Raw genomic sequence first — 22,565 nt, forward strand, 5'->3', positions numbered from 1 at the left:
ATGACTTCTGGCGTGTTGATGTCGGGTCAGGGCAGCGGGCCTTCCGCTGTCGCAAAGGAGACCCGCCATGGAACCCCTCAGCCGCCCGCAGGCCATCATCGATTTCTGCCTGGCACCGCTGGACCTCGATCCGTCCTCGACGGGCGCCGTGGAGACGCGCCGCCGTCTGGAGCATGTGATCAAGACCTTCCAGTCGAAGCTGGCGGTGGCTTCCAGCCCGATCAGCGTCGATTTCTCGAACATGCCTTCGCAGGTCATCAACGAGGCGGCCCACGGCTACGAATAGGTTTTCGCTGTACCGGCGCTCAGATGCCGGACGGTGTTTCCCCGGCTCGGGAGGGGAAGAGAAGGGCGTTGGGGCCTAGGCCGCCAGCGCCCTTTGCTGTTCGCCCAGGTCGCAGACGAGTTCCAGCAGTTCGGCCGCGTTGAACGGCTTGGCCAGATGGCGGTCGGCGCCGGCGGCCTGACCTGCGGCGACATGCTCGGCCAGGGCGTTGGCGGTCAGCATGACGATCGGCGTGCGGTTCAGGCCCATGGCCGTCTCGTGCAGGCGGATCTCGCGCGTGGCGGTCAGCCCGTCCATAACCGGCATCTGCATGTCCATCAGCACCAGGTCGTAGCCGCCGTCGCGATAGGCGGCGAGGGCCTGTGCGCCGTCCTCGACCGAGGTCATGTCCACGGCGGCCTGGGCCAGGATCAGTTCGACCACGCGGCGGTTGGTGGGATGGTCATCGGCCAGCAGCACGCGGACCCGGTAGGGCTCAAGGTCGTCGACGTCGGACTCGGCCTCGGCGACGGCCGCAGGTTCCTGGGCCTCGATCATGGGCAGGGTCAGGATGAAGGCCGAACCGCCGCCGGGCTCGCTCTCGCAATCCAGATCGCCGCCCATCATCTCGGCTAGCTGGCGGCAGATTGCCAAGCCCAGGCCGGTGCCGCCGAAGCGGCGCGTGATCGTGCCGTCGGCCTGTTCGAAGCGGGTGAACAGGCGGTCGCGCGCCTCGGCGTCGAAGCCGACGCCGGTGTCCTCGACAGTGAAGCGCAGCATGGCCGAGCCGTCGGCGCGCTGGCCGCGGCAGGCGGTCAGGCTGACGAAGCCCTGATCCGTGAACTTGACGGCGTTGGAGACCAGATTGGTCAGCACCTGTTTCACACGGACGACGTCGCCCCGGACCCAGGCGGCGGCCTCGGGCTCGATGTCGACGAAGAAGGACAGACCCTTTTCGGCGGCGCCGGCGGCATAGAGCTGGGCGGCTTCTCGCACGGCGCGGCCAAGGTCGAACGGCTCGTCGGCGATCTCCATTCGGCCGGATTCGACGCGGGCCAGATCGAGGATGTCGCTGAGCAGGGTCTGAAGGGTGTGGCCGGAGGACTGGATCAGCTCCAGCATCTCGGTCTGGTCGGGCGTCAGCTCCGTGCGGGCCAGGGCCTGGGTCAGGCCGATGACGCCGTTCAGCGGCGTGCGGATCTCGTGGCTCATATTGGCCAGGAATTCGGACTTGGCGCGGTTGGCGGCCTCGGCGGCGTCCCGGGCCTCGGCGAGGGCGCGGCTGTCGCGCTTCAGGTCGGTGATGTCGTTGCAGACCGTGACCATGCCGCCGGCGGCCGTGCGTCGGTCCTGGACGCGCAGCCAGCGATCGTCCTCGACGTGCTGTTCCAGTGTGCAGGACAGGGCCTTGCGCGCGGCCAGACGTTCGGCGATCCACGCCTCTTCGTTACCGGCAGCCTCGGTATAACGACCGGCGGCGACGCCGATACGGATGATTTTCTCGAAAGACATGCCGACCGTCAGGGCGGCGGCGATCTCGGGGTTCACCTCGGCGTAGCGGGCGTTCCAGACCACAAGCCGCTCATCGGCGTCAAAGAAAGCCAGGCCGTCCGGCATGGCGTCGACCGCCTCGCGGATCTGGGCCAGGGCGTTGTTACGCGACCAGGAGGCGACGCCGACCACGAAGGCGGCCATGGCGATGATCACGGCGACGCCTGTGGCCAGCCAGAACAGCAGGCCTGTCTCGCTCATGCCACCGGTCAGAACGACGCTGGGGTCAGGCACGATGTCGATGGCGGCCATCGAGCCGAAATGCAGGACGGAGACACTCATCAGGGCGAAGAAGGTGACCAGCGGCAGCCGCCAGCGCGAGGTCGTCTGGGCGGGCACCCCGGCCAGCACGCCGAAGCCCAGGCTGATCAGCACGGACACGGCGGCGATCGCGGGATGATGCACGAACCGCGCGCCTTCGAAGGTGACGGCGGCGACGCCGATATAATGCATGGCGGCGACCGAAGAGGCGCCGGTCACGGCTCCGATGATGCGTCGGCTCCGGTCGACGCCACCGCGGCCCAGGACCACGCACGCCGACAGGCCGATCACGGCGATCAGCAGGGAAAAGAGCGTGCCCGCCGGGTCATAACGGACCGCGAAGCCGGGGTTGTAGCCGACCATGGCGATGAAATGCGTGGCCCAGATCGACAGGGCCAGGACCAGTGCGCCGGATAATTTGTACAGACGGCGGGCCTGTGGCGCTGCGGCGCGGCCCAGGCCGACCAGGGTGATGGCCGTCGCAATCCCGCCCGCGCACACCACCGCCGCCAGCAGCACGAAGCGCCAGTCGTGTTGGGTCGTCAGGCAGTAGATGATGCGATGCACCGGTTCGGAATCCCCCTTCAGTGGGCGCACTGTCGGCGAAACAGGTAAAGAAACCGCCCCAAAGGCCACGCTTTTCGGCGTGAGGCGTTCATTTTCCTTGATGTGACGACCGTCGTCATCCGGACGTGTCAGGACGATGCTAGGACTCGACGAATCAACCGCTCGATCTGACTCACCGCCGCCGCGAGACGATTCACCCATGGCTTTCGATCCGTCGCCTTCGCCCGTCGCGCCCATGGCGTCGTCGCGGCTGTGGACGGCCGGGACGACCGGCGGCCTGGCGGTGGTGGTCATTCTGATCTTTGCGGCCTTCCGCACCGAACTGGCCCCCTGGCTCATCGGTCTGGCCCTGCTGGTCGCGGCCGCCACCTGGTTCGCCAGCCGGCCGGCGAGCGGGCCAGCGGGAGCGGTCCTGCCCGGAGCTGTCGCCGCGCCGACCTCGATCGCGGCCGCCGCGCCGCTGCTGGACAATGTGTTCGAGGCGCTGAACGACCCTGTGATGATCATCAGCGGCGGAGAGGCCGACGACATCGCGGGCCGCCGCATCGTCATGGCCAACGCCGCCGCGCGCGATCTGCTGCGGATTCCGCGCGAGGGCGCCCTGCTGGTTTCAGCCATGCGCGACCCGGGCGTGCTGGAGGCGGTCGATGAGGCCCTGTTCGGGGAGGTCACCAAGACCACCGACTATTCCGCCGGCGGGGCGCGGGCGCGGCACTGGCGGGCCTGGGTCCGGCCGTTGCCGTCGCCGCCCGAGGCCCCCCTGGCCATTCTGGCTCTGCGCGACGAGACCGACGTGCGGCGCATGGAGCTGATGCGTGTCGACTTCCTGGCCAACGCCAGCCACGAACTGCGCACGCCCCTGGCCTCGCTCAGCGGCTTTATCGAGACGCTGAAGGGGCACGCCAAGGACGACCCGGTCGCCCGCGACCGCTTCCTCGACATCATGGCCACCCAGGCCGAACGGATGAGCCGTCTGGTCGCCGACCTGCTGTCGCTGAGCCGGATCGAGCTGAACGAACACATTCCGCCGTCGGGCCGCGTCGATCTGGCGCGAGCGGCCTCGGACGTGGTCGACGCCGTCAGCGTCCTGTCGCAGGAGCGAGGCGTGGTCGTCACCCTTCAATCGGAAGGCGGCAAGATCAACATTGACGGCGACCGCGACGAGATCATCCAAGTGATCCAGAACCTCGTGGACAACGGCATCAAATATTCGGCCGCCGGTCAGTCGGTGGAGATCGTCATCCGCCGCGACCTTCACATCGACGCTGCTCCGGGGCCGCGCACCGACGGCCTCACACGCCTGCCGCTCCTGACCCCGGATCGCGAGGCGGGGGTCCTCTATGCGGCCGTCACCGTGCGCGACCACGGTCCGGGCATCGCCCGCGAGCATTTGCCGCGCCTGACCGAACGCTTCTATCGGGTCGAGGGTCAGAAGAGCGGGGGAGAGCGCCCCGGGACGGGGCTCGGCCTCGCCATCGTCAAACACATCGTCAACCGCCACCGCGGGGGTTTGACGGTGGTCAGCGCCCCCGGCGAAGGCGCGGCGTTCAGCGCCTATTTCCCGATGTCGGCGATCCGCTCCGAGACCTCCGACGCCATCTGAAACAGGGCAAAAACGGGCGGACCTGCGCCGTTACAGAACTGTCACGGATCAGTCGTAATCCGCTCGCCAATAAAAGGCAGTTTCCCGCCTCACCGAGCCGACCTCCCCACCGGCTCTGAAACCCTGGCGATTCTGTTCGGACCTCGATGATCTGGTTCTTCCTTCTGGTGGTTATCGCTCTGTCGGCGCTCGCCTTTATCGGCGGCCGCGCGCTGGCGGTGCGGCGCGCCGCGTCCAAAGGCGTCAAGGCCCACTCGCGCCCCGCCCAGCATGGCCTCTACGCCCTGATTTGGGTCGGCGCGCCCTCGCTGCTGGTTCTGATCCTCGCCGGGGTCTTCTCGGACGGCATCGCCCACCAGGCCCTGATCTCCGGCGCCTCGCCGGAAGTCGAGCAGCTTGAGCCCTTCCGCCGCGAGGCCTTCTTCTCGGACGCCTATCTGGTCGGCGCGGGTCAGCCGGCCCAGCAGATCTGGCCCGCCCCCCTGACCGAACAACTGACGGTTCAGGGCCGCCGCGCCGCCGAGATCCGCATGACCCTGTCGATCGGCACGGGGATCGCCGCCCTGATCGCCGCCGTTCTGGGCGGTCTGTTCGTCTTCATGCGCATCCGTCCGGACCTGCGCGCCCGCAACCGGGTCGAGGACTGGATCGGCGCCCTGCTGTTCGCCTGTTCGGCCGTGGCCGTCCTGACCACCATCGGCATCGTCTTCTCCCTGCTGTGGGACTCCTTGCGCTTCTTCCAGTCGGTGCCGGTCGCCGAGTTCCTGTTCGGGACCAAATGGTCGCCCCAGATCGCCATCCGCGCCGATCAGGTGGGCTCGTCGGGCGCCTTCGGGGCCGTGCCCCTGTTCGCCGGCACCTTCCTGATCATGATCATCGCCATGTGCGTCGCCGCGCCGGTAGGCCTGTTCTCGGCCATCTATCTGTCGGAGTACGCCAGCCGCGCGTCGCGCGCCGTGGTCAAGCCGGTGCTGGAGATCCTCGCGGGCGTCCCGACCGTGGTCTACGGCTTCTTCGCCGCCCTGACGGTGGGGCCGGCGCTGCGCGTCTTCTTCAACTCCATCGGCGACGTCCTGATCGGCACGCCGCTGAACGACCTCGGCCTCTACCTGTCGCTGGTGCAGAACCAGATGGCGCTCGTCGCCGGCGCCGTGATGGGGATCATGCTGATCCCGTTCGTGTCGTCCCTGTCGGACGACATCATCAACTCCGTGCCCCAGACCCTGCGCGACGGCTCCTACGCCATGGGCGCGACCAAGTCCGAGACGGTCAAGAAGGTGCTGCTGCCGGCCGCCTTGCCGGGCATCGCGGGCGCCCTGCTGCTGGCTATGTCGCGGGCCATCGGCGAGACCATGATCGTGACCATGGCGGCGGGCCTGGCGGCCAAGCTGACCCTCAATCCGCTGGACACCGTGACCACCGTCACCGTCCAGATCGTCACCCTTCTGACCGGCGACCAGGAGTTCAACAGCCCCAAGACCCTGGCCGCCTTCGGCCTCGGCCTGACGCTGTTCCTGGTGACCCTGGTGCTCAACATCGTGGCCCAGCGCATCGTCCAGACCTATCGGGAACAGTATGACTGACGCCACTCTTTCCAAAGGTGTCGGCGCCGATCCGGCGCGCGTCAGCCGCCTGCAGGCCGGGATCAAGAAGCGCTACGCCAAGGAGGCGCGCTTCAAGCTCTACGGCGTCCTGGCGGTCTCGGTGGCCGTCGGCTTCCTGCTGCTGCTGCTCGGCCGGATCATCGAACAGGGCCACACGGCCTTCTACGCCCACGAGATCACCCTGCCGGTCTATATGGACCCGGCCCGGATCGACCGGACCTATCCGCAGGGCACCAATTTCGAACTGCTGGTCGCCGAGCAGGAACTGGTGCGCCTCGGCGTCCAGGACGACGAGCAGGGGATCAAGGCCCGTGCCATGCGGTCGCTCTTCTCGTCGGAGCTAAAGTTCCGCGCCGCCGCCCTGGTGCGCAACAATCCGAACATCATCGGCCAGACGGTGACCATCGCGGCGCCGGCCTCGGACGAGGCGGACCTGTTCTACAAGGGCGAAATCTCGCGCGACACGCCGTCGGACCAGCGCCGCATCTCGGACCAGCAGATCGTCTGGCTGGACCAGATGAAGGCCTCGGGCGCGGTTCGCACCCACTTCAACGGCGCCCTGTTCACCAACGGCGACTCCACCGAGCCGGAGCTGGCCGGCGTTCTCGGCGCCGTGGTCGGTTCGGCCCTGATGCTGCTGGTCACCGCCCTGATCGCCATCCCGATCGGCATCGGCGCGGCCGTCTATCTGGAAGAATTCTCGCCCCGGAACCGGATCAGCGACCTGATCGAGGTCAATATCAACAACCTCGCGGCCGTGCCGTCGATCGTCTACGGCCTGCTGGGCGTGGCCCTGTTCATCAACTGGATGCACCTGCCGCGCTCGTCGCCGCTGGTCGGGGGTCTGGTTCTGGCCCTGATGGCCCTGCCGACCATCATCATCGCCACGCGCTCCTCGTTGAAGGCCGTGCCGCCGTCTATCCGCGAGGCCGCCCTGGCCATGGGCGCCAGCCGCACCCAGACGGTGTTCCAGCACGTCCTGCCCCTGGCCATGCCGGGCGTCATGACCGGGACCATCATTTCCATGGCCCACGCCCTTGGCGAAACTGCGCCCCTGCTGCTGATCGGCATGGTCAGCTTCGTGCCGGGCATCCCGCATTCTGCGGTGGAGCCCACGGGCGCCCTGCCGTCGCTGGTCTATATCTGGGAGAACGCCTCGGAGCGGGCGTTCCACGAGCGCACGGCCGCGGCCATCCTCGTCCTTCTCGCCTTCATGATCGTCATGAACGCCGCCGCGATCCTGCTGCGCCGGCGCTTCGAACGCCGGTGGTAAACGTATGAAATTCCCCTTCTTCCAGTCCCCGGTGAAGGCTGCCGACGGCCATGAGGGCGGCCCGGTCGACCCGACCGTCAACACGCCTGCCGGCGCGCCTCCGCTCGCTCCGGAGGTCGGCGGCGACGTCGCGAGCCACAGCGCGCACAGCCAGGCCCCGACCGTCACCGCGCCCAACTTCCCGGCCGGCCCGACCAAGATCGCCGCCCGCGACGTCTCGGTCTTCTACGGCGACAAACAGGCCCTGTTCGACGTCTCGCTCGACATCCCGGACAAGACGGTCACCGCCTTCATCGGTCCGTCGGGCTGCGGCAAGTCGACCTTCCTGCGCACCATGAACCGGATGAACGACACCATCCCGGGCTGCAAGGTGACCGGCAAGATCGACATGGACGGTCAGGACATCAATGCGAAGGCCGTCGACCCGGTGCTGCTGCGTGCCCAGGTCGGGATGGTGTTCCAGAAGCCGAACCCGTTCCCCAAGACCATCTACGAGAACGTCGCCTACGGTCCGCGCATCCACGGCCTGACCTCCAACAAGGGCGAGCTGGACGGCATCGTCGAGGCCTCGCTGAAGCGCGCCGGCCTGTGGGACGAGGTCGCCGACCGGCTGCACTCGGCCGGCACCGGCCTGTCGGGCGGTCAGCAGCAGCGTCTGGTCATCGCCCGCGCCATCGCGGTCAATCCCGAAGTCATCCTGATGGACGAGCCCTGTTCGGCTCTGGACCCCATCGCGACGGCCAAGATCGAGGAGCTGATCGACGAGCTGCGCGAGCGCTTCTGCATCGTCATCGTCACCCACTCGATGGCCCAGGCGGCCCGGGTGTCGCAACGTACGGCCTTCTTCCATATGGGCCGGCTGGTCGAGCACGGGAACACCGAGGAAATCTTCACGAATCCCCGGGAACGGCGCACCCTCGACTACATCACGGGACGCTTCGGTTGAACACGCATACCGTCAAGGCTTACGGCGACGAACTGAACCAGCTGACCGCCGAGGTCGCCCGCATGGGCGGTCTGGCCGAGGCCCAGGTCGCGGACGCCGTGGACTCTGTCGCTCGCCGCGATATCGCCCTGGCGCGCGCGGTCGTCGACCGTGACGTCAAGCTCGACGCCATGCATCGCGACATCGAGAAGAAGGCCATCCGCCTGATCGCCCTGCGCCAGCCGGTCGCCTCCGACCTGCGCAAGACCCTGTCGGCGATGAAGCTGTCGGTCGATTTGGAACGCACCGGCGACCTGGCCAAGAACATCGCCAAGCGCGCCCTGGCCGTCGCCGAGACCGAGCCGATGCAGCCCCTGACCCGCTCGATCGAGCGCATGGGCCGTCTGGTGTCGATGCGCCTCCGTGACGTGTTGGACGCCTATACCTCGGGCGAACTGGACGGGGCCCTGGCGGTCTGGGCCTCGGACGACGAGGTCGACGAGCACTACAACGCCCTGTTCCGCGAACTGCTGACCTACATGATGGGCGATCCGCGCACGATCAACGCCTGCACCCATCTGCTGTTCATGGCCAAGAACCTCGAGCGGATCGGCGACCACGCGACCAACATCGCCGAGACCGTCCACTACGAGATCACCGGCGACGAGATGATCGGCGAGCGCCCGCGCGGCGCGCCCGGCGCCTCGGACACCGGCCTGACCCATACCCACACCTTGCCCGAAGCCTGACCTCCCGCAGGCGAGCCGCAAGACATACGGAGAGACCGACGTGCAGCCCTACATCCTGGTGATGGAAGACGAGGACGCCCTGGCCACCCTGCTTCAGTACAATCTGGAGAAGGAAGGCTATGACGTCGTCATCGCTTCGGACGGCGAGGAAGGCCTGGTCCAGGTCGATGAGCGCCAGCCCGATCTGGTCCTGCTGGACTGGATGCTGCCCAAGGTCTCCGGCATCGAGGTCTGCCGCCGCCTGCGCGGCCGGGCCGAGACGCGCAACCTGCCGATCATCATGCTGACCGCGCGCGGCGAGGAATCGGACCGCGTCCGGGGCCTCGACACCGGCGCCGACGACTATCTGACCAAGCCCTTCTCGATGGTCGAGCTGATCGCCCGCATCCGCGCCGTGCTGCGCCGGATCCGTCCGGGCCTCGCCGACGACCGCGTCGGCCATGGCGACATCATCATCGACCGCGTCGCCCACCGCGTGCGCCGCAACGGCACCGAGGTCCACCTCGGCCCGACCGAGTTCCGCCTGCTGGATCACTTCATGCGCCACCCGGGCCGGGTGTTCAGCCGCGAACAGCTGCTGGACGCCGTCTGGGGCTCGGACGTCTATGTCGAGGCCCGCACCGTGGACGTCCACGTCGGCCGCCTGCGCAAGGCGCTCGACGTCGGCGAAAGCGCCAACCCGATCCGCACCGTCCGCTCGGCCGGCTATTCGCTGGATCTGGAAGGCTAGGGCGCTGTCAGGGGAGGGGGCAGGCGTCGATCTGACGGGCCGCTGGACCGGGATCTACTTCTACCCGACGGACTCGATCTACAATCCGTTCGACAGCTTTCCGCCCACGCCGTTCGAGGCCGAGCTGACGCAGGCAAGCGGCCGGGTGTCAGGCCGTACGCTGGAGCCGGACACGCTCGGCGGCGCCGACGCGCCGGACATCCCGGCCGTTCTGGAGGGTCACTTCGCGGACGGGGTTCTCGTCTTCACGAAATTCTCCGAAGGCGGCGGCCACATCGACCCGATCCACTACGAGGGTCTGGTTTCGGGGGACGGCAATGACATCGCCGGAACCTGGACGATCCAGGACGATTGGTCGGGGTCGTTCCGGATGCAGCGCCGCGTCGTCACCGCCGAAAAGACAGTTGAACGCGACGCCGCGATCCGGACCTAATCCGCCTTGGCGGCCACATCCTCGGGCGAGAGCTCATAGACGGTCGAGCAGTATTCGCAGGTGACGCGGATCTTGCCGTCGTCCTCGATCATGCCCTCGCGCTCCTCGTCCGAGAACGAGCCTAGGACGCCGACGATCCGCTCTTCCGAGCAGCGGCACAGGGCCGACAGGGCCAGCGGCTGTTCCAGCCGTACGCCGTCCTCGTGGAACAGGCGGAACAGCAGGGTCTCGGGCGAAACCGTCGGGTCGATCAGTTCGTCGTCGCCGAGCGTCTGGAACAGGGCGCGGCTGCGGTCCCAGACGTCTTCGGTCGAGCCACGCGCGGCGTCGCCGGCGACCATCTGGATCATGGCCCCGCCCGCACGCCAGGCCGTGCCGGCGTCGGTCGAGACCTGACCCACGGCCAGACGGACCTTGGTCGGCACCTGTTCCGACTGGGCGAAATAGTGTTCGGCGCACAGCGACAGGCTTTCGCCCTCGATCGGGGTGATGCCCTGGTGGCGGTCGAAGTCCGGGCCCTGGTCCAGGGTCATGATGAAGACGCCCTTGCCCAGCAGGGTCTGGGCGCCGGGCCGGGCGAAGCCGGTCGAGGCTGCGGCGACCTCTTCGGGGTCGAACCGGCAATAGCCGCGCAGGGTCCCGGAGGTGTCATAGTCGGCGACGACATAACGGACCGGACCATCACCCTGGGCCTGGACGATCAGCCGGCCCTCGAACTTCAGGCTGGAGCCGACGAGGGCCGCGAGGGCACAGGCTTCGCCCAGCAGGGCCGCGACGGGCTCCGGATAGTCGTGGGCCTTGATGATGTTGTCGACGGCCTCGCCCAGACGCACCAGGCGGCCGCGCACGGGCCAGCCCTCGATCTGGAAGGCGGCGGCGAGGTCGTCGGTCGGCGTGGCGGCGGGCGCGGAATGGGGCACGGGTCTTGGGATCCGGTAAGGGAATGTCTGGAAGGGCGACAAGATAGGCGCCTGAGGTCGCCATGGTAAGGGGCGTGTGATCTAAGGTCGGAACCCGGGACTCGCTGAGGCCGTTCCGGAACCGGGCGCAAGTCGAGGCAAGCATGGCGAAACCCACCCTGAAACCGTTGAACCGGCAGTCCATCGTGATCACCGGCGCCACGTCCGGCATCGGTCTGGCGACGGCGCGGCGCGCGGCGCGGGGCGGGGCCTGCGTCTTCCTGATCGCGCGCGGCGAGAAGGATCTTCGGCTGCTGTGCGAGGAGCTTCAGGGGACCGGCGCCCGTGTCGCCTGGGCCTCCGCCGACGTCGCCGACTATGACGCCCTGGCTGAGGCGGCCGACAAGTGCCGACGTCTGTTCGGCGGCTTCGACACCTGGATCAACAACGCGGGGGTCTCGGTCCTCGGTAGCGTGCTGGAGACGACGCTGGAGGACCAGCGCCGTCTGTTCGAGACCAACTACTGGGGCGTGGTCAACGGCTCGACCATCGCGGCGGAGCATCTGCGTGGCCGCCCCGGCGGCGGGGCCATCGTCAATGTCGGCTCGACCCTGTCGGACGCCCCGTCGCCGATCCGGGGCGCCTATTCGGCCTCCAAACATGCGGTGAAGGGCTTCACCAACGCCCTGCGGATGGAGCTGATCCGGGATGCGCGCAAGGGCGGCGCCCCGATCTCGATCAGCCTGGTCAAACCGGCGGCGGTGGATTCTCCCTACGACCGCCATGCCCGCAACCTAGCCGGCTATGCGGCCAACATCCCCCAGCCCGTCTATGCGACCCACGTCGTCGCCGACGCCATCCTGTGGTGCGCGACCCATCCGCTGCGCGAGATCACCGTGGGAGGGGGAGGGCGGCTGATCGCCTCATTCTATTCGGCCCTGCCCGGGATCGCGGAACCACTCTTCGCCCGGTTCGCTCCTGTCCTGAAGCGGGACAGGGGTTCCGACTATGAGCCGTACGAGGATGGTCTGTATGACGCGTCCGACGACGGTCTGGATGAAGAGGTCTATTATCCGATGGTTCGACAGTTCAGCGTCCTGGCGGAAGCCCGCAAACATCCCGGCATCACGGCCGGATCGGTCGCCCTGGTCGCTGTGGCGGCCGTCGCCACCGTTCTCCTGACCCAGCGCACCGGCCCGACCCGCTATCGGGTGATCCGCGACAAGCTGGATCCGCGCGGCTGGATCGACGCCGAGGCCCTGCGCCATCGGTTCGAGGATCTCTCGCGCGGCCTGAGCGACAGCGCCGAGGACTTCGGTCACCGCGCGGAAGAATTCGGCGACGACGCCCGCCATCAGGCCCAGAAGCTGTTCAAGCGCGGCAAGAAGGCGATCTCGCCGAACAAGCGTGCCAAATACGCCAAGGCCGCGCGGGGTTATGCCGAAGACGCCGGACGCAACGCGCGCCGCTATGCCGAGGCCGGCGGTCAGTACGCGAAGGACCACGCCCGCGAAGGCGGCGCCCTTCTCGCCGTGGCCACGATCGCGGCGGCCATCGGGGCGGCGGCGCTGGAAAGCCGTCGGCCGGACAGCCGGGTGCGCCGGTTCGCGAAATTCTAGGCTCTCAGCTTAGCAATCATCGTTGCTGCGCCTGCGAATGAACGGGTAGACAACGCGGCATGACCGCGACCCCGACCTTCGTCTTCGACTTCGATTCGACTCTCGTCCGCATCGAGACGCTGGAGGCGCTCGCCGACATCGCGCTCGCCGGTCACCCGGAGGCGGATGTAGTCAGGGCCGAGATCGCCAAACTGACCGATCAGGCGATGTCGGGCGAGGTCGACTTCGGGACGGCCCTGCGCCGCCGTCTGGCGCTGCTGCCGCTGACGCGCGCCCATGTCGAACAGCTGGCCGATCGTATCCTCGACGAAGGCACCTGGTCGGTGCGGCGGAACCTGCGCTTCTTCCAGGAGAATGCGGACAAGATCGTCATCCTGTCGGGCGGCTTCCGCGAGATCATCGCCCCTGTCGCCGAGCGGCTGGGCGTCGCACCTGAGCGGGTGCTGGCCAACGATCTCGTCTATGACGCCGACGGTCGGGTCACGGGCGTCGACGATCAGAACCCCCTGTCCTACGACAATGGCAAGCCCAAGGTGATCGACAGCCTCGGGCTGGCGCGGCCCATCGTCATGGTCGGGGACGGCTGGAATGACGCCGAGGTCAAGCTGGCCGGGGCCGCCGACCGCTTCTACGCCTTCACCGAGGTCGCCCGCCGCGACAAGGTCGTCGCCGTCGCCGACGCCGAGGCGCCCTCGATGGACGAGTTGCTCCACGCCGAGGGCATGGCCGGCCGCTGGTCCTATCCGCGCGCGCGCATCAGGATGCTGCTGCTGGAGAACATCCATCCGGCCGCCGTCGAGCGGCTGCAGGAAGCCGGCTATTCGGTCGAGACCCTGAAAGGCGCGCTCGACGAGGACGACCTGATCGAGAAGATCAAGGGCGTCCATGTCCTGGGCATCCGCTCCAAGACCAACGTCACCGCGCGTGTTCTGGAGGCGGCCGATCGTCTGATGGCCGTTGCGGCCTTCTGCATCGGCACCAACCAGATCGATCTGGACGCCTGCGCCGACCATGGCGTCGCGGTGTTCAATGCGCCTTACTCGAACACCCGCTCGGTGGTGGAACTGGCCATCGGCCTGACCATCACCCTGATGCGCGACGTCGTCGACAAGTCTGCGGGGATGCATACGGGCAAGTGGAACAAGTCGGCCGACGGCTCGCGCGAGCTGCGCGGCAAGACGCTGGGCATCGTCGGCTACGGCGCCATCGGCAGCCAGCTGTCGGTCCTGGCCGAGGCGCTGGGCATGCGGGTCATCTTCCATGACCTGTCCGAACGGCTGGCGCTGGGCAACGCCCGGCGGATGCGCAACCTCGACGCCCTGCTGGCCGAGGCCGACGTCGTCACCCTGCACGTCGACGGGCGCAAGGAGAACACCAATCTGATCGGCGCGGCCCAGCTGCAGCAGATGAAGGAGGGCGCGCTCTTCCTCAATCTGTCGCGCGGCCATGTGGTCAACATCGGCGCCCTGTCGCAGGCCATCCAGGGCGGGCGTATCGCCGGGGCCGCGCTCGACGTCTTCCCCGAAGAGCCGCGCACCAACGCCGACCCGTTCGACAGCCCGCTGATGGGGCTGAAGAACGTCATCCTGACCCCGCACATCGGCGGCTCCACCGAGGAGGCGCAGGAAGCCATCGCCGAGTTCGCGGCCGAGCGGTTGCTGGGCTATCTGAACCGCGGCGACACCACCTTCAGCGTCAACCTGCCGAACGTTCAGCTCTCCGAGGTTTCGGGCGGCCACCGCATCCTGCACATCCACAGGAACCAGCCCGGCGTCATGGCCGCGCTGAACCGGGAACTGGCTTCCGCAGGCCTCAACATCCTCGGCCAGCACCTGAAGACCGACGAGCGCACCGGCTATGTGATCACCGACGTCGACCGTGACTACGACCCGGAAGCGCTCAAGGCCCTGAAGACGCTGGACGGCACCCTGCGCTTCCGTTTGTTGCATTAAATCGACCAAGGCTTCCCTAGCGACATCTTGCGCTCCCGTGAAACGGGAGCATTCTCCGCATAACGACCGCATTCTGACGGTCGAGGGAGGAAAGTATGTCGGGATTTCATCGGGGTACGGCTCTGGCCGTGCTCGCCGCCGCTGCGACTCTGGCCGCCGCGTCCAGCGCTTCGGCGCAAACCTACAACCGTCTCGTCGTCTTCGGCGACAGCCTGAGCGATAACGGCAACCTGTCGGCCGTGACCGGCGGCGCCGCGCCCGGACCGGCCTATTATCAGGGCCGGTTCTCCTCGGGTCCGACCTTTGTGGAGCTTCTGGGCTTCACCCTCGGCCGCCAGACGGCGGGATCGCCGGTAACGGGCAGCATCGACTACGCCTACGGCGGCGCCCGGACCGACAGCTCGGCCTCGCCTCCCGGCATGCGAGTCCAGCTTCAGGCCTATACCGCCGCCGGCGGCAAGTTCGGAGCGACCGATCTGGTCAGCATCCTGGGCGGGGCCAACAACATCTTCCAGGGCCTGCCGGCGGCGGGCGCCAGCGCAAACCCGACGGGGGCGATCAGCCCGGTGGCCCTGTCCGCCGCCGCCGACATCAACTTCCTGACCAACAGCGTCGCGGCCGCCGGGGCGGGGACGGTTCTGGTCACCAACCTGCCCAAGCTCAGCCTCACGCCGCAGTTCCGGGGCACCGCCGCCGCGCCCCTGGCCGACTTCGCGGTGACGACCTTCAACGGCGCCCTGCTGACCAGCCTGACCGCCACCGCCGCCGCCAACCCGAACAGCAACATCATCGTGATGGACCTGTTCAAGATCGGCGACACCATCGCCGGCAACCCGGGGGCCTTCGGCATCACCAATGTGACTGCCGCCTGCTACAACGGCGTCACGGTCTGCTCCGACCCGGGTTACTTCTACTTCGACGGCGTGCACCCGACGGCCCTGGGCCATCAGATCATCGCCAAACTGGCCAACGACTACCTCTATTACGGCGACCTCGGCGCCCAGAGCGCCGTGCTGGGCGAGACCGGCTTCCGGCACCGCGAGGACAGCCTGGACGAAGGCTCGGCCAGCCTTTCGGGCCGCGAGGAATGGCATGACGGCACGTCCATCGTCATGGGCGGGACCTACGACCAGACCGATTCCGACGCCCGCGGCGTGGTCGGCGAGGCCAAGTCCACCGGCTATGGCGTGCGCGCTGCGGTCGAGAACGGCTGGAACAACACCTGGAAGGTCGGTCTGGCGGGCAGCTACCGCAACGCCGACATCGACGGGTCGCGGTTCACCACCAACGTCGATACCCTGGCCTTCGACGTCTATGCCGGCTGGCGTTCGGGCGGGAGCTTCGTCAACCTCTCGGCGGGCGCGGCCCACGACGACTACGAGACCAAGCGGCTGACCATGGTGGCGCCGATCGTTCACACCGGCTCCACCGAAGGCGTGTCCAAGGGCGCGCGCATCCAGGGCGGGATGTGGTGGGACATGGGCGGGATTGCCCTGTCGCCGCGCGTCGCCGCCACCTGGGTCTCCACCCACGTCAGCGGCTTCTACGAAGAAGGCCCGGCGGCCCAGTACGACTACCAGGGCCGCACGGTCGAGGCGCTCAGCGCCGAGATCATGCTGCGGGCCGAGGGCGAGGCCGGCGGCTTCGGCTTCTTCGCCGAGGGCGGCTATCGCGACAGCCTGACCGACAACTCCGACGAGGTCGGGGTGGGCATCCAGGGCAATCCGGCCCACGTCCTCTACCGCGAGGTCGAGGAGCCGTTCGGCGGTCAGTTCCTGGCCTCGGCGGGTCTCTCGGGCGACCTGGGCCCGGTCAAGGTCGAGGTCGGCTATCGCGGCCGCTTCGGCGAAGAAGCGACCAGCCACATGGGCGCGATCACCCTGACGCTGCCGCTTCAATAGGCCGCTAAACCCCTCTCCGGCCAAGCTTTCGCGAGGAAGCGGGGCCGGGGAGGGTGCGGCGTCCTGTCCTGAATGAAACCCCGCGGGCGCCCCAAAGTCGCCCCATCAAGCCTTAAAAGGCCCGGCTTCCCCGGTCGCCGCCATACGCCGTTCCGACATCGTCGGTCAGCGAGGTGTGACCGTCCCCCGCGCGATACAGCGACGCCGGAGCCGACGACGACATGCGCCGACTTGCGCCCGCCCTTGCGTCTTCCTGGCGCCCCCATCTGGTTCACATCGGCCGGTCGACTGGCCTCGCCTTCCTGGCCTGCCTGGCCATAGCCGCCGCGCCCTTCACGCCGAAAGGCAAGGCCGAGGCCGCCGCCGTGCCGGTGAAGCCGCCGGTCGTCGCCGTCGCCGCCCCCGCCGGGCCGGTGATGCGTGTCATGAGCTTCTCCGAGCCCGTCCCGGGTCACGGGATCAACTCGAAGTTCGGCATGCGCCGGCTGGGCGGGGAACTCGGCGCGCGGATGCACAAGGGCGTGGATATCGCGGCGCCCATCGGCACCTCCGTCTATGCGACGGCCGAGGGCGTGGTGCTGCGCATCGGCTATGATCCGGCCGGCTACGGCAACTTCATCGAGATGCGCCACCCCAATGGCCTGACCAGCCTGTACGGTCATCTGAGCCGCGTGGACGTGGCCAGCGGCGACGCGGTCGGGCCTCGGCAGCGTATCGGACTGGTCGGCTCGACCGGCTATTCGACGGGCCCCCACCTGCATTTCGAGGTCCGCCGCGAGGGCGGCCAGGTCAATCCGACCAAGGTCATCGGCCGGGCCTTCCAGGTAAAGGCGGGCTGATCGTCTCACCCCGAGGCCGGACCTCCGATTCCGGTTGCCATGCCCCAGCCGTTTGCTACCTCTGAGGGACTAGGGGTGGAGTATCGGCATGACGGCGGCGTTGACGCTGGACGGTGTGGGCAAGCGCTACGGCGATTTCCAGGCTGTCCGGGACCTGAGCTTCGAGGTCGGCAAGGGCCAGATCTGCGGCTTCCTGGGGCCCAACGGAGCGGGCAAGACCTCGACCCTGCGCATGATCCTGGGCCTGCAGCCGGCGACGACCGGGCGCATCCAGATCCTCGGCGCCGACAATGGCCGTCAGGTGCGCGACCGCATCGGCTTCCTCCCGGAAGAGCGCGGTCTTTACAAGAAGATGACCCCCGTCGAAGCCATCGCCTTCTTCGGCTCCCTGAAGGGTGTGCCGACCGCCGAGGGCCGCCGTCGGGCGAAGGAACTGCTGGACGCGCAAGGGCTGGGCGCCTCCAAGGCCAAGAAGATGAAGGAGCTGTCCAAGGGGATGGCCCAGAAGGTCCAACTGATCGCCTCGATCGTGCACCGGCCCGAGTTCGTGATCCTCGACGAGCCCTTCTCGGGGCTGGACCCCGTCAACCAGCAAGGGCTGGAGGCGATGATCCGGGGACTGGCCGCCGACGGGGCGACGGTCCTGTTCTCGACCCACGTCATGCAACACGCCGAGCGGCTGTGCGACAAGGTCGTGCTGCTGGCCCGGGGCCGCAAGGCCTTTGAGGGCACGGTCGCCGAGGCCCGCGCCACCTCGCGCCGCTTCCTCGAGCTGGAAGGCGACATCGCCGCCGACGCGGTCTCGAAGCTGCCGGGCGTGACTGGAGTGGAGATCGCCTCCGAAGGTGATGGCGCCCGCGTCCTGCGCGCCGCGCTCGCGGCCGGGGCAGGGGGGCAGGAGGCGCTCAAGGCGGCCTTCCTGACCGGTCTGGACGTGCGCCGCTTCGAGCTGCGCGAGCCCACCCTGCACGACGCCTTCATCGACCTGACCGGCGACCATCCGGATCAGGACCAGAGTGTCTCCAAGCCCAAGGAGGCTGCCCGATGAAGCGCACCCTGCTGATCGCCCGCCGCGAGTTCCTCGCCTATGTCCGCACCGTCGGCTTCTGGCTGTCGCTTCTGTCCCTGCCGCTGTTCGGCCTGCTGGGCGGGGTCATGCCCCTGCTGGCCCGCTCGTCAGAGCCTGTCCGCGAGGTTGTGCTGATTGAGGATGGTCCGCAGGCTGCGGGTCTGGCCAGGGCCGTGCAGGACGTCATGGCCGCCGACGCCGAACGGCGGGCCCAGCGGGCGCAGGAGGCCGCCGAGAAGGCCGGCGCTTCCGCCGGCGGGGCGGTCGACTCCAAGGCCGCGCGCGACGCCGTCGCCTCCCTGACGAAGGACCGCGTCCGTATCGTGCCCGCGCCCGCCGCCCTGACCGCAGCCGCGCCCGGCAAGGCCCGTGACGACGTCGTGCGCCACCTGCTCGGCGAGGAGACGCCCAAGGACCAGCGTCTGGACGCCATCGTCTTCCTGACCCGTCAGGACGGCAAGCCGGGCGCCCGGGTCTGGACTTCGCGCGCCTCCGACTCGGAGGTGGAGGACTTCGTCAAGGACAGCCTGCGCAGCGCCAACCGTCGCCAGGTCTTCCAGGACGCCGGGATCGACCCGGGCATCGTGGTCGCCACCGACCGCTTCCGGGCCGATGTGAAGGCCTTCTCGCCGCGTTCGGCGAGCGGGGGCGAGGTGTCGATGCGCGACCGCCTGCCGCGCTGGGTCGGCTTCGGCGCGGCCTTCCTGCTGTGGTCGCTGGTCATCACGGGGGCTTCCATCCTGCTCAACAGCGTGATGGAGGAGAAGGCCAACAAGATCCTGGAGGTCCTGCTGTCCTCAGCCTCGGCGACCGAGATCCTGACCGGCAAGGTGCTGGGGGTGGCGATGCTGACCCTGACGGTGCTGATCGTCTGGAGCGGGATGGGGGCCTTTGGCCTGATCACCGCGAAGCCCGAGCTGGCGGCCGCCGTCGGCGAGGTGCTGCTGCACAACGGCCTGATCTTCTACCTGCTGGCCTATACGGTCGGGGGCTATCTGATGTTCGCGGTCCTGTTCGCGGCCATCGGGGCCTTCTGCGAGACGCCGCGGGACGCCCAGACCCTGATGGGACCGATCATGATGGTGCTGATCGTGCCCCTGCTGGTGCTCCAGATGCCGGACAGCCCGATGGCCCGCATCCTGTCCTGGGTGCCCTTCTTCACCCCCTTCCTGATGAGCGCCCGCGCGCCCAGCGACCCGCCGATGATCGAGATCGTTGGCACCCTGATCGGGATGGCCGTGACCGCCCTGCTTATGGTCTGGCTGGCCGGGCGGGCGTTCCGGGCCGGCGCCCTGTCGGACGTAAAGCTGAGCTGGAAGGCGTTCGCGGCGGCGATCCGGGGTGGCGGGAACTGATGGGCTGGTCCTTCTCCCCTTGCGGGAGAAGGTGGCGGCCGGAGGCCGACGGATGAGGGGTCACGCAGGACTGTGAGGTTAGCGGTGTCTCGCGTCAGACGACGGCACAACCCCTCATCCGACCTCGCTGTGCTCGGCCACCTTCTCCCGCAGAGGGAGAAGGGCTGTTCCGCACAGCAAAAAGGCCGCCCCGTGAGGAGCGGCCTTTTCAAATCTCGTTTTGCAACAAGCGCTTAGGAGCGATTGCCACCACCAGCGGCACCCGGGCCCGGAACGCGGGGCTTCGGAGGCGGCAGCAGACCTTCGCGTTGAGCGCGCTTGCGGGCCAGCTTGCGGGCGCGACGAACGGCCTCGGCCTTCTGACGGGCGCGCTTCTCCGAGGGCTTCTCGTAGTGCACGTGGCGCTTCATTTCACGGAAGCTGCCTTCGCGTTGCATCTTCTTCTTGAGGGCTTTCAGCGCTTGATCGACGTTATTATCGCGAACGAAAATCTGTACCAGGTTGAACTCTCCTTTGGCCGCCCGCCGCGTCCTGTGAGGGAGACGGGCAGACAAATAAAATAGCAGCCCGGGGGCGACAGCCCACCGAGCGAAGGCGGGCGAATACACCAAGGGCGGGCGGCTGTCCAGATCGAGGACGCCCAAACCGTCGGGTTTTGCGAGGTTGCAGATGGGGTCGCATCGGGGCTTCGACAAGCCTATTCTCCAGACATGACCGAAGCGCCGCACCTGTCGAACGAAGTCCCGCAGATGGATTGGGCCGACCGCATGGAACAGACGGTGCTGGACGCCGCGATCCAGCGTGCGCCGACGTTTGGGTGGAATTCGCGGCTGGTCCGGGCGGCCTGCGAGGCCGAGGGGCTGTCGCGCGGCGACGAGGAGCTGCTGCTGCCCAACGGTCCGCGCGATCTGGCCGCGCTTCTGTCGCGTCGGCACGATGCGATGACACTGGAGGCGTTGAAGGCGACCCCGCCGGAGACGCTGAAGATCCGCGAGCGAATCGCGAAGGGCGTCTCGGCGCGAATCGAGGCCGGGACAGCGCATCTGGAAGCGACGAAGCGCTGCGCCGCCTTCCTGGCCCTGCCGACCAATGCGGATCTGGGTCTGTCGCTGGCCTGGGAGAGCGCCGACGTGATCTGGCGCTGGGCCGGGGACACGGCGACGGACTGGAACCACTATTCCAAGCGGGCGATCCTGTCGGGCATCCTGATCCCGGCCCTGACCATGCGTCTGTTCGATGGGCCGGAGGCCGCAGAGGCCTTCGTCGCCGCTCGGATCGAGAACGTCATGACCTTCGAGAAGTGGAAGGCCGGCAAGGACTTCGAGGCCCCGCTGCGCAAGGTCACGGACCTGCTGGCGAAGCTCCGGTATCCCTGACGGGATCAGGCCTTGCCGAGCACCCGGTTCACATGGGCCATCTTGCGGCCCGGGCGGGCGTCGGTCTTGCCGTAGAGGTGCAGGCGGGCGTTCGGCTCGGCTGAGAGTTCAGCCCACTGATCGACGGCGTCGCCGAGCAGATTGGTCATCTCGATGCGGGCATGGGCGGCGGTGGGGCCCAGGGGCCAGCCGGCGATGGCGCGGATGTGCTGTTCGAACTGGTCGCAGACGCAGCCGTCCTGGGTCCAGTGGCCGGTGTTGTGGACACGCGGCGCGATCTCGTTGACCAGCAGCACGCCTTTCCCGAGGTCGAACAGCTCCACCCCGATCACCCCGATGTAGTCGAGGCCGTCGAGGATGGCCTCGGCGATCTCGATGGCGCGGGCGGCGGTCTTCGCATCCACCTTCGCCGGAGCGAGGGTGGTCGAGAGGACGCCGTTGGCGTGGTGGTTCTCACCCAGCGGATAGACGGCGACCGAGCCGTCGTGGCCGCGGGCGGCGATGACCGAGAGTTCTCGCTTGAAGGCGGCCTTCGCTTCCAGAATGGCCGGGCGCCCGCCGATGGCGGCGAAGGCGTCGGCGGCCTCGGAGACGTTGCGGATCCAGATCTGGCCCTTGCCGTCATAGCCCTCGCGGCGGGTCTTGAGCAGGGCGGGGACGCCCAGCCGCTCGAGCCCTGAGATCAGGTCCTCGACCGTGTCCACCTGGGCGAAGTCGACCGTGGTCGCGCCGACGGCGTTGAGGAAGGTCTTTTCGACGACCCGGTCCTGGGCCGTCGACAATGCGGTCGGTCCGGGCGCGACGAGGGCGCCGGCGCCGGCCAGCAGCTCGACCGAGGCGGCCGGGACGTTCTCGAACTCGAAGGTGACGACGTCGCAGACCCGGCCGAGTACGGTCAGGGCGGTGGGGTCGTCATAGGCGGCGACGATCTGGCCGCGCGAGACGCGACCGGCCGGTGAGTTCTCTTCAGGGTCGAGGATGACGACGTCGAAGCCGAGCTTCGAGGCGGCCTGCGACAGCATCCGGCCCAGCTGGCCGCCGCCAAGGATGCCGATGGTCGAGCCGGGGGGCAGGGGAAGGGCCACTCAGTCCTCGACCGTCTCGGCGACCGCCTCGGTCTGGGCGATGCGATACGCGGACAGGCGTTCGGCCAGGGCCTCGTCCGACAGCGCCAGGATCTGGGCGGCCAGCAGGCCGGCGTTCTTCGCGCCCGCCTCGCCGATGGCCAGGGTGGCGACGGGCACGCCGCCGGGCATCTGGACGATCGAAAGCAGGGAATCGAGGCCGCTGAGCGCCTTGGACTGGACCGGCACGCCCAGCACCGGCAGGTCGGTCATGGAGGCGGCCATACCGGGCAGGTGGGCCGCGCCGCCGGCGCCGGCGATGATCAGTTTGAAGCCCGCGGCCTTGGCGCCCGTAGCGACTTCGTAGAGGCGCTGGGGCGTGCGGTGGGCCGAGACGACCTTCGCCTCCCAAGCCACGCCCAGGGCGTCGAGCGCGTCGGCGGCGTGCTTCATCGTCGGCCAGTCGGACCGGCTGCCCATGATGATCGCCACCGGCGTCGAAGAAGTCGCCATCTCAGGGCTCCTGTCGC

General features: G+C 68.3%; 20 protein-coding genes. 15 read left to right on the top strand and 5 right to left on the bottom strand.

All coding sequences use genetic code 11. The annotated features are described in order from the left end of the window. The first annotated feature begins 67 nt into the window (after positions 1-67). Entirely contained in the window at positions 68-286 is a 219-nt protein-coding gene (locus tag AC07U0_RS16915) for a hypothetical protein (protein WP_494721143.1), read from the top strand. Positions 287-361: 75 nt separating this feature from the next. On the opposite strand, the gene AC07U0_RS16920 is transcribed toward AC07U0_RS16915, so the two are convergent. After that, positions 362-2,644 carry an ATP-binding protein gene (locus AC07U0_RS16920; protein WP_494721144.1) on the bottom strand — a complete coding sequence of 761 codons (2,283 nt, stop codon included), beginning with the start codon at positions 2,642-2,644 and terminating at the stop codon, positions 362-364. 199 nt (positions 2,645-2,843) lie between these two features. Here AC07U0_RS16920 and AC07U0_RS16925 point away from each other — a divergent pair, with 199 nt between their 5' ends. The 7 genes from AC07U0_RS16925 to AC07U0_RS16955 all read left to right on the top strand — a co-directional run bounded on the left by AC07U0_RS16925 (position 2,844) and on the right by AC07U0_RS16955 (position 9,961). Then, positions 2,844-4,247: a sensor histidine kinase gene (locus AC07U0_RS16925; protein ID WP_494721145.1), complete on the top strand. Its 1,404-nt coding sequence runs from the start codon at positions 2,844-2,846 to the stop codon at positions 4,245-4,247. 146 nt (positions 4,248-4,393) lie between these two features. Beyond that, entirely contained in the window at positions 4,394-5,830 is a 1,437-nt protein-coding gene (pstC, locus tag AC07U0_RS16930) for a phosphate ABC transporter permease subunit PstC (RefSeq protein WP_494721146.1), read from the top strand. After that, a complete protein-coding gene (pstA, locus tag AC07U0_RS16935) occupies positions 5,823-7,124 on the top strand; it encodes a phosphate ABC transporter permease PstA (protein ID WP_494721147.1) in 1,302 nt (433 codons plus the stop codon). Before pstC ends, pstA begins: the two co-directional genes overlap by 8 nt. A gap of 4 nt (positions 7,125-7,128) precedes the next feature. Continuing rightward, entirely contained in the window at positions 7,129-8,070 is a 942-nt protein-coding gene (gene pstB, locus AC07U0_RS16940) for a phosphate ABC transporter ATP-binding protein PstB (protein WP_494721148.1), read from the top strand. Continuing rightward, positions 8,067-8,798 (top strand): phosphate signaling complex protein PhoU, encoded by a 732-nt coding sequence (gene phoU, locus AC07U0_RS16945; RefSeq protein ID WP_494721149.1) that lies wholly within the window; start codon positions 8,067-8,069, stop codon positions 8,796-8,798. The genes pstB and phoU overlap by 4 nt, the downstream gene beginning before the upstream one ends. A gap of 40 nt (positions 8,799-8,838) precedes the next feature. Beyond that, on the top strand, positions 8,839-9,528 hold the full coding sequence (gene phoB, locus AC07U0_RS16950) for a phosphate regulon transcriptional regulator PhoB (RefSeq protein WP_492948245.1): 690 nt from the start codon (positions 8,839-8,841) through the stop codon (positions 9,526-9,528). Between the two features lie 145 nt (positions 9,529-9,673). After that, complete coding sequence (locus tag AC07U0_RS16955) at positions 9,674-9,961, top strand: hypothetical protein (RefSeq protein ID WP_494721150.1); 288 nt, start codon at positions 9,674-9,676, stop codon at positions 9,959-9,961. Here the strand turns inward: AC07U0_RS16955 and AC07U0_RS16960 are convergent. Next, positions 9,958-10,881 (bottom strand): Hsp33 family molecular chaperone, encoded by a 924-nt coding sequence (locus tag AC07U0_RS16960; protein WP_494721151.1) that lies wholly within the window; start codon positions 10,879-10,881, stop codon positions 9,958-9,960. The two genes, AC07U0_RS16955 and AC07U0_RS16960, sit on opposite strands and share 4 nt — an antisense overlap. Positions 10,882-11,024: 143 nt before the next feature. On the opposite strand from AC07U0_RS16960, the gene AC07U0_RS16965 reads away from it, so the two are divergent. The 6 genes from AC07U0_RS16965 (at position 11,025) to AC07U0_RS16990 (ending at position 19,595) form a co-directional block, all read left to right on the top strand. Then, entirely contained in the window at positions 11,025-12,479 is a 1,455-nt protein-coding gene (locus tag AC07U0_RS16965) for an SDR family oxidoreductase (RefSeq protein ID WP_494721152.1), read from the top strand. A 59-nt stretch (positions 12,480-12,538) separates the two neighbouring features. After that, positions 12,539-14,431 (top strand): phosphoglycerate dehydrogenase, encoded by a 1,893-nt coding sequence (serA, locus tag AC07U0_RS16970; RefSeq protein ID WP_494721153.1) that lies wholly within the window; start codon positions 12,539-12,541, stop codon positions 14,429-14,431. Between the two features lie 95 nt (positions 14,432-14,526). Continuing rightward, positions 14,527-16,332: an autotransporter domain-containing protein gene (locus AC07U0_RS16975; protein WP_494721154.1), complete on the top strand. Its 1,806-nt coding sequence runs from the start codon at positions 14,527-14,529 to the stop codon at positions 16,330-16,332. 221 nt (positions 16,333-16,553) lie between these two features. After that, positions 16,554-17,171: a M23 family metallopeptidase gene (locus tag AC07U0_RS16980; protein WP_494721155.1), complete on the top strand. Its 618-nt coding sequence runs from the start codon at positions 16,554-16,556 to the stop codon at positions 17,169-17,171. A gap of 88 nt (positions 17,172-17,259) precedes the next feature. Further along, the gene (locus AC07U0_RS16985) at positions 17,260-18,219 is read left to right on the top strand and encodes an ABC transporter ATP-binding protein (protein WP_494721156.1); all 960 of its coding nucleotides are present in this window, start codon (positions 17,260-17,262) and stop codon (positions 18,217-18,219) included. After that, positions 18,216-19,595, top strand: coding sequence for an ABC transporter permease (locus AC07U0_RS16990; protein ID WP_494721157.1), 1,380 nt, complete (start codon positions 18,216-18,218; stop codon positions 19,593-19,595). The genes AC07U0_RS16985 and AC07U0_RS16990 overlap by 4 nt, the downstream gene beginning before the upstream one ends. A gap of 233 nt (positions 19,596-19,828) precedes the next feature. Here the strand turns inward: AC07U0_RS16990 and rpsU are convergent, their stop codons facing one another. Then, positions 19,829-20,095, bottom strand: a complete 267-nt coding sequence (gene rpsU / locus AC07U0_RS16995) for a 30S ribosomal protein S21 (RefSeq protein ID WP_494721192.1) — start codon at positions 20,093-20,095, stop codon at positions 19,829-19,831. A 210-nt stretch (positions 20,096-20,305) separates the two neighbouring features. On the opposite strand from rpsU, the gene AC07U0_RS17000 reads away from it, so the two are divergent. Next, positions 20,306-20,971: a COQ9 family protein gene (locus AC07U0_RS17000; protein ID WP_494721158.1), complete on the top strand. Its 666-nt coding sequence runs from the start codon at positions 20,306-20,308 to the stop codon at positions 20,969-20,971. A gap of 5 nt (positions 20,972-20,976) precedes the next feature. Here the strand turns inward: AC07U0_RS17000 and AC07U0_RS17005 are convergent, their stop codons facing one another. Together AC07U0_RS17005 and purE are read right to left on the bottom strand one after the other, a co-directional pair. Then, positions 20,977-22,056, bottom strand: coding sequence for a 5-(carboxyamino)imidazole ribonucleotide synthase (locus AC07U0_RS17005; RefSeq protein ID WP_494721159.1), 1,080 nt, complete (start codon positions 22,054-22,056; stop codon positions 20,977-20,979). Further along, a complete protein-coding gene (gene purE / locus AC07U0_RS17010; RefSeq protein WP_494721160.1) occupies positions 22,057-22,548 on the bottom strand; it encodes a 5-(carboxyamino)imidazole ribonucleotide mutase in 492 nt (163 codons plus the stop codon). Between the last annotated feature and the right edge of the window lie 17 nt (positions 22,549-22,565).

The sequence above is a fragment of the Brevundimonas sp. GW821-FHT02A10 genome, from assembly GCF_059422025.1.

Excerpts from the sequence above, each read along its gene's own strand:
- AC07U0_RS16975 (WP_494721154.1), top strand. The coding sequence starts at position 14,527 with ATGTCGGGATTTCATCGGGGTACGGCTCTGGCCGTGCTCGCCGCCGCT.
- AC07U0_RS16915 (WP_494721143.1), top strand. The coding sequence starts at position 68 with ATGGAACCCCTCAGCCGCCCGCAGGCCATCATCGATTTCTGCCTGGCA.
- AC07U0_RS16985 (WP_494721156.1), top strand. The coding sequence starts at position 17,260 with ATGACGGCGGCGTTGACGCTGGACGGTGTGGGCAAGCGCTACGGCGAT.
- purE (WP_494721160.1), bottom strand. The coding sequence starts at position 22,548 with ATGGCGACTTCTTCGACGCCGGTGGCGATCATCATGGGCAGCCGGTCC.
- pstB (WP_494721148.1), top strand. The coding sequence starts at position 7,129 with ATGAAATTCCCCTTCTTCCAGTCCCCGGTGAAGGCTGCCGACGGCCAT.
- AC07U0_RS16990 (WP_494721157.1), top strand. The coding sequence starts at position 18,216 with ATGAAGCGCACCCTGCTGATCGCCCGCCGCGAGTTCCTCGCCTATGTC.
- AC07U0_RS16925 (WP_494721145.1), top strand. The coding sequence starts at position 2,844 with ATGGCTTTCGATCCGTCGCCTTCGCCCGTCGCGCCCATGGCGTCGTCG.
- serA (WP_494721153.1), top strand. The coding sequence starts at position 12,539 with ATGACCGCGACCCCGACCTTCGTCTTCGACTTCGATTCGACTCTCGTC.
- AC07U0_RS17000 (WP_494721158.1), top strand. The coding sequence starts at position 20,306 with ATGACCGAAGCGCCGCACCTGTCGAACGAAGTCCCGCAGATGGATTGG.
- AC07U0_RS16980 (WP_494721155.1), top strand. The coding sequence starts at position 16,554 with ATGCGCCGACTTGCGCCCGCCCTTGCGTCTTCCTGGCGCCCCCATCTG.
- AC07U0_RS16965 (WP_494721152.1), top strand. The coding sequence starts at position 11,025 with ATGGCGAAACCCACCCTGAAACCGTTGAACCGGCAGTCCATCGTGATC.
- pstA (WP_494721147.1), top strand. The coding sequence starts at position 5,823 with ATGACTGACGCCACTCTTTCCAAAGGTGTCGGCGCCGATCCGGCGCGC.
- pstC (WP_494721146.1), top strand. The coding sequence starts at position 4,394 with ATGATCTGGTTCTTCCTTCTGGTGGTTATCGCTCTGTCGGCGCTCGCC.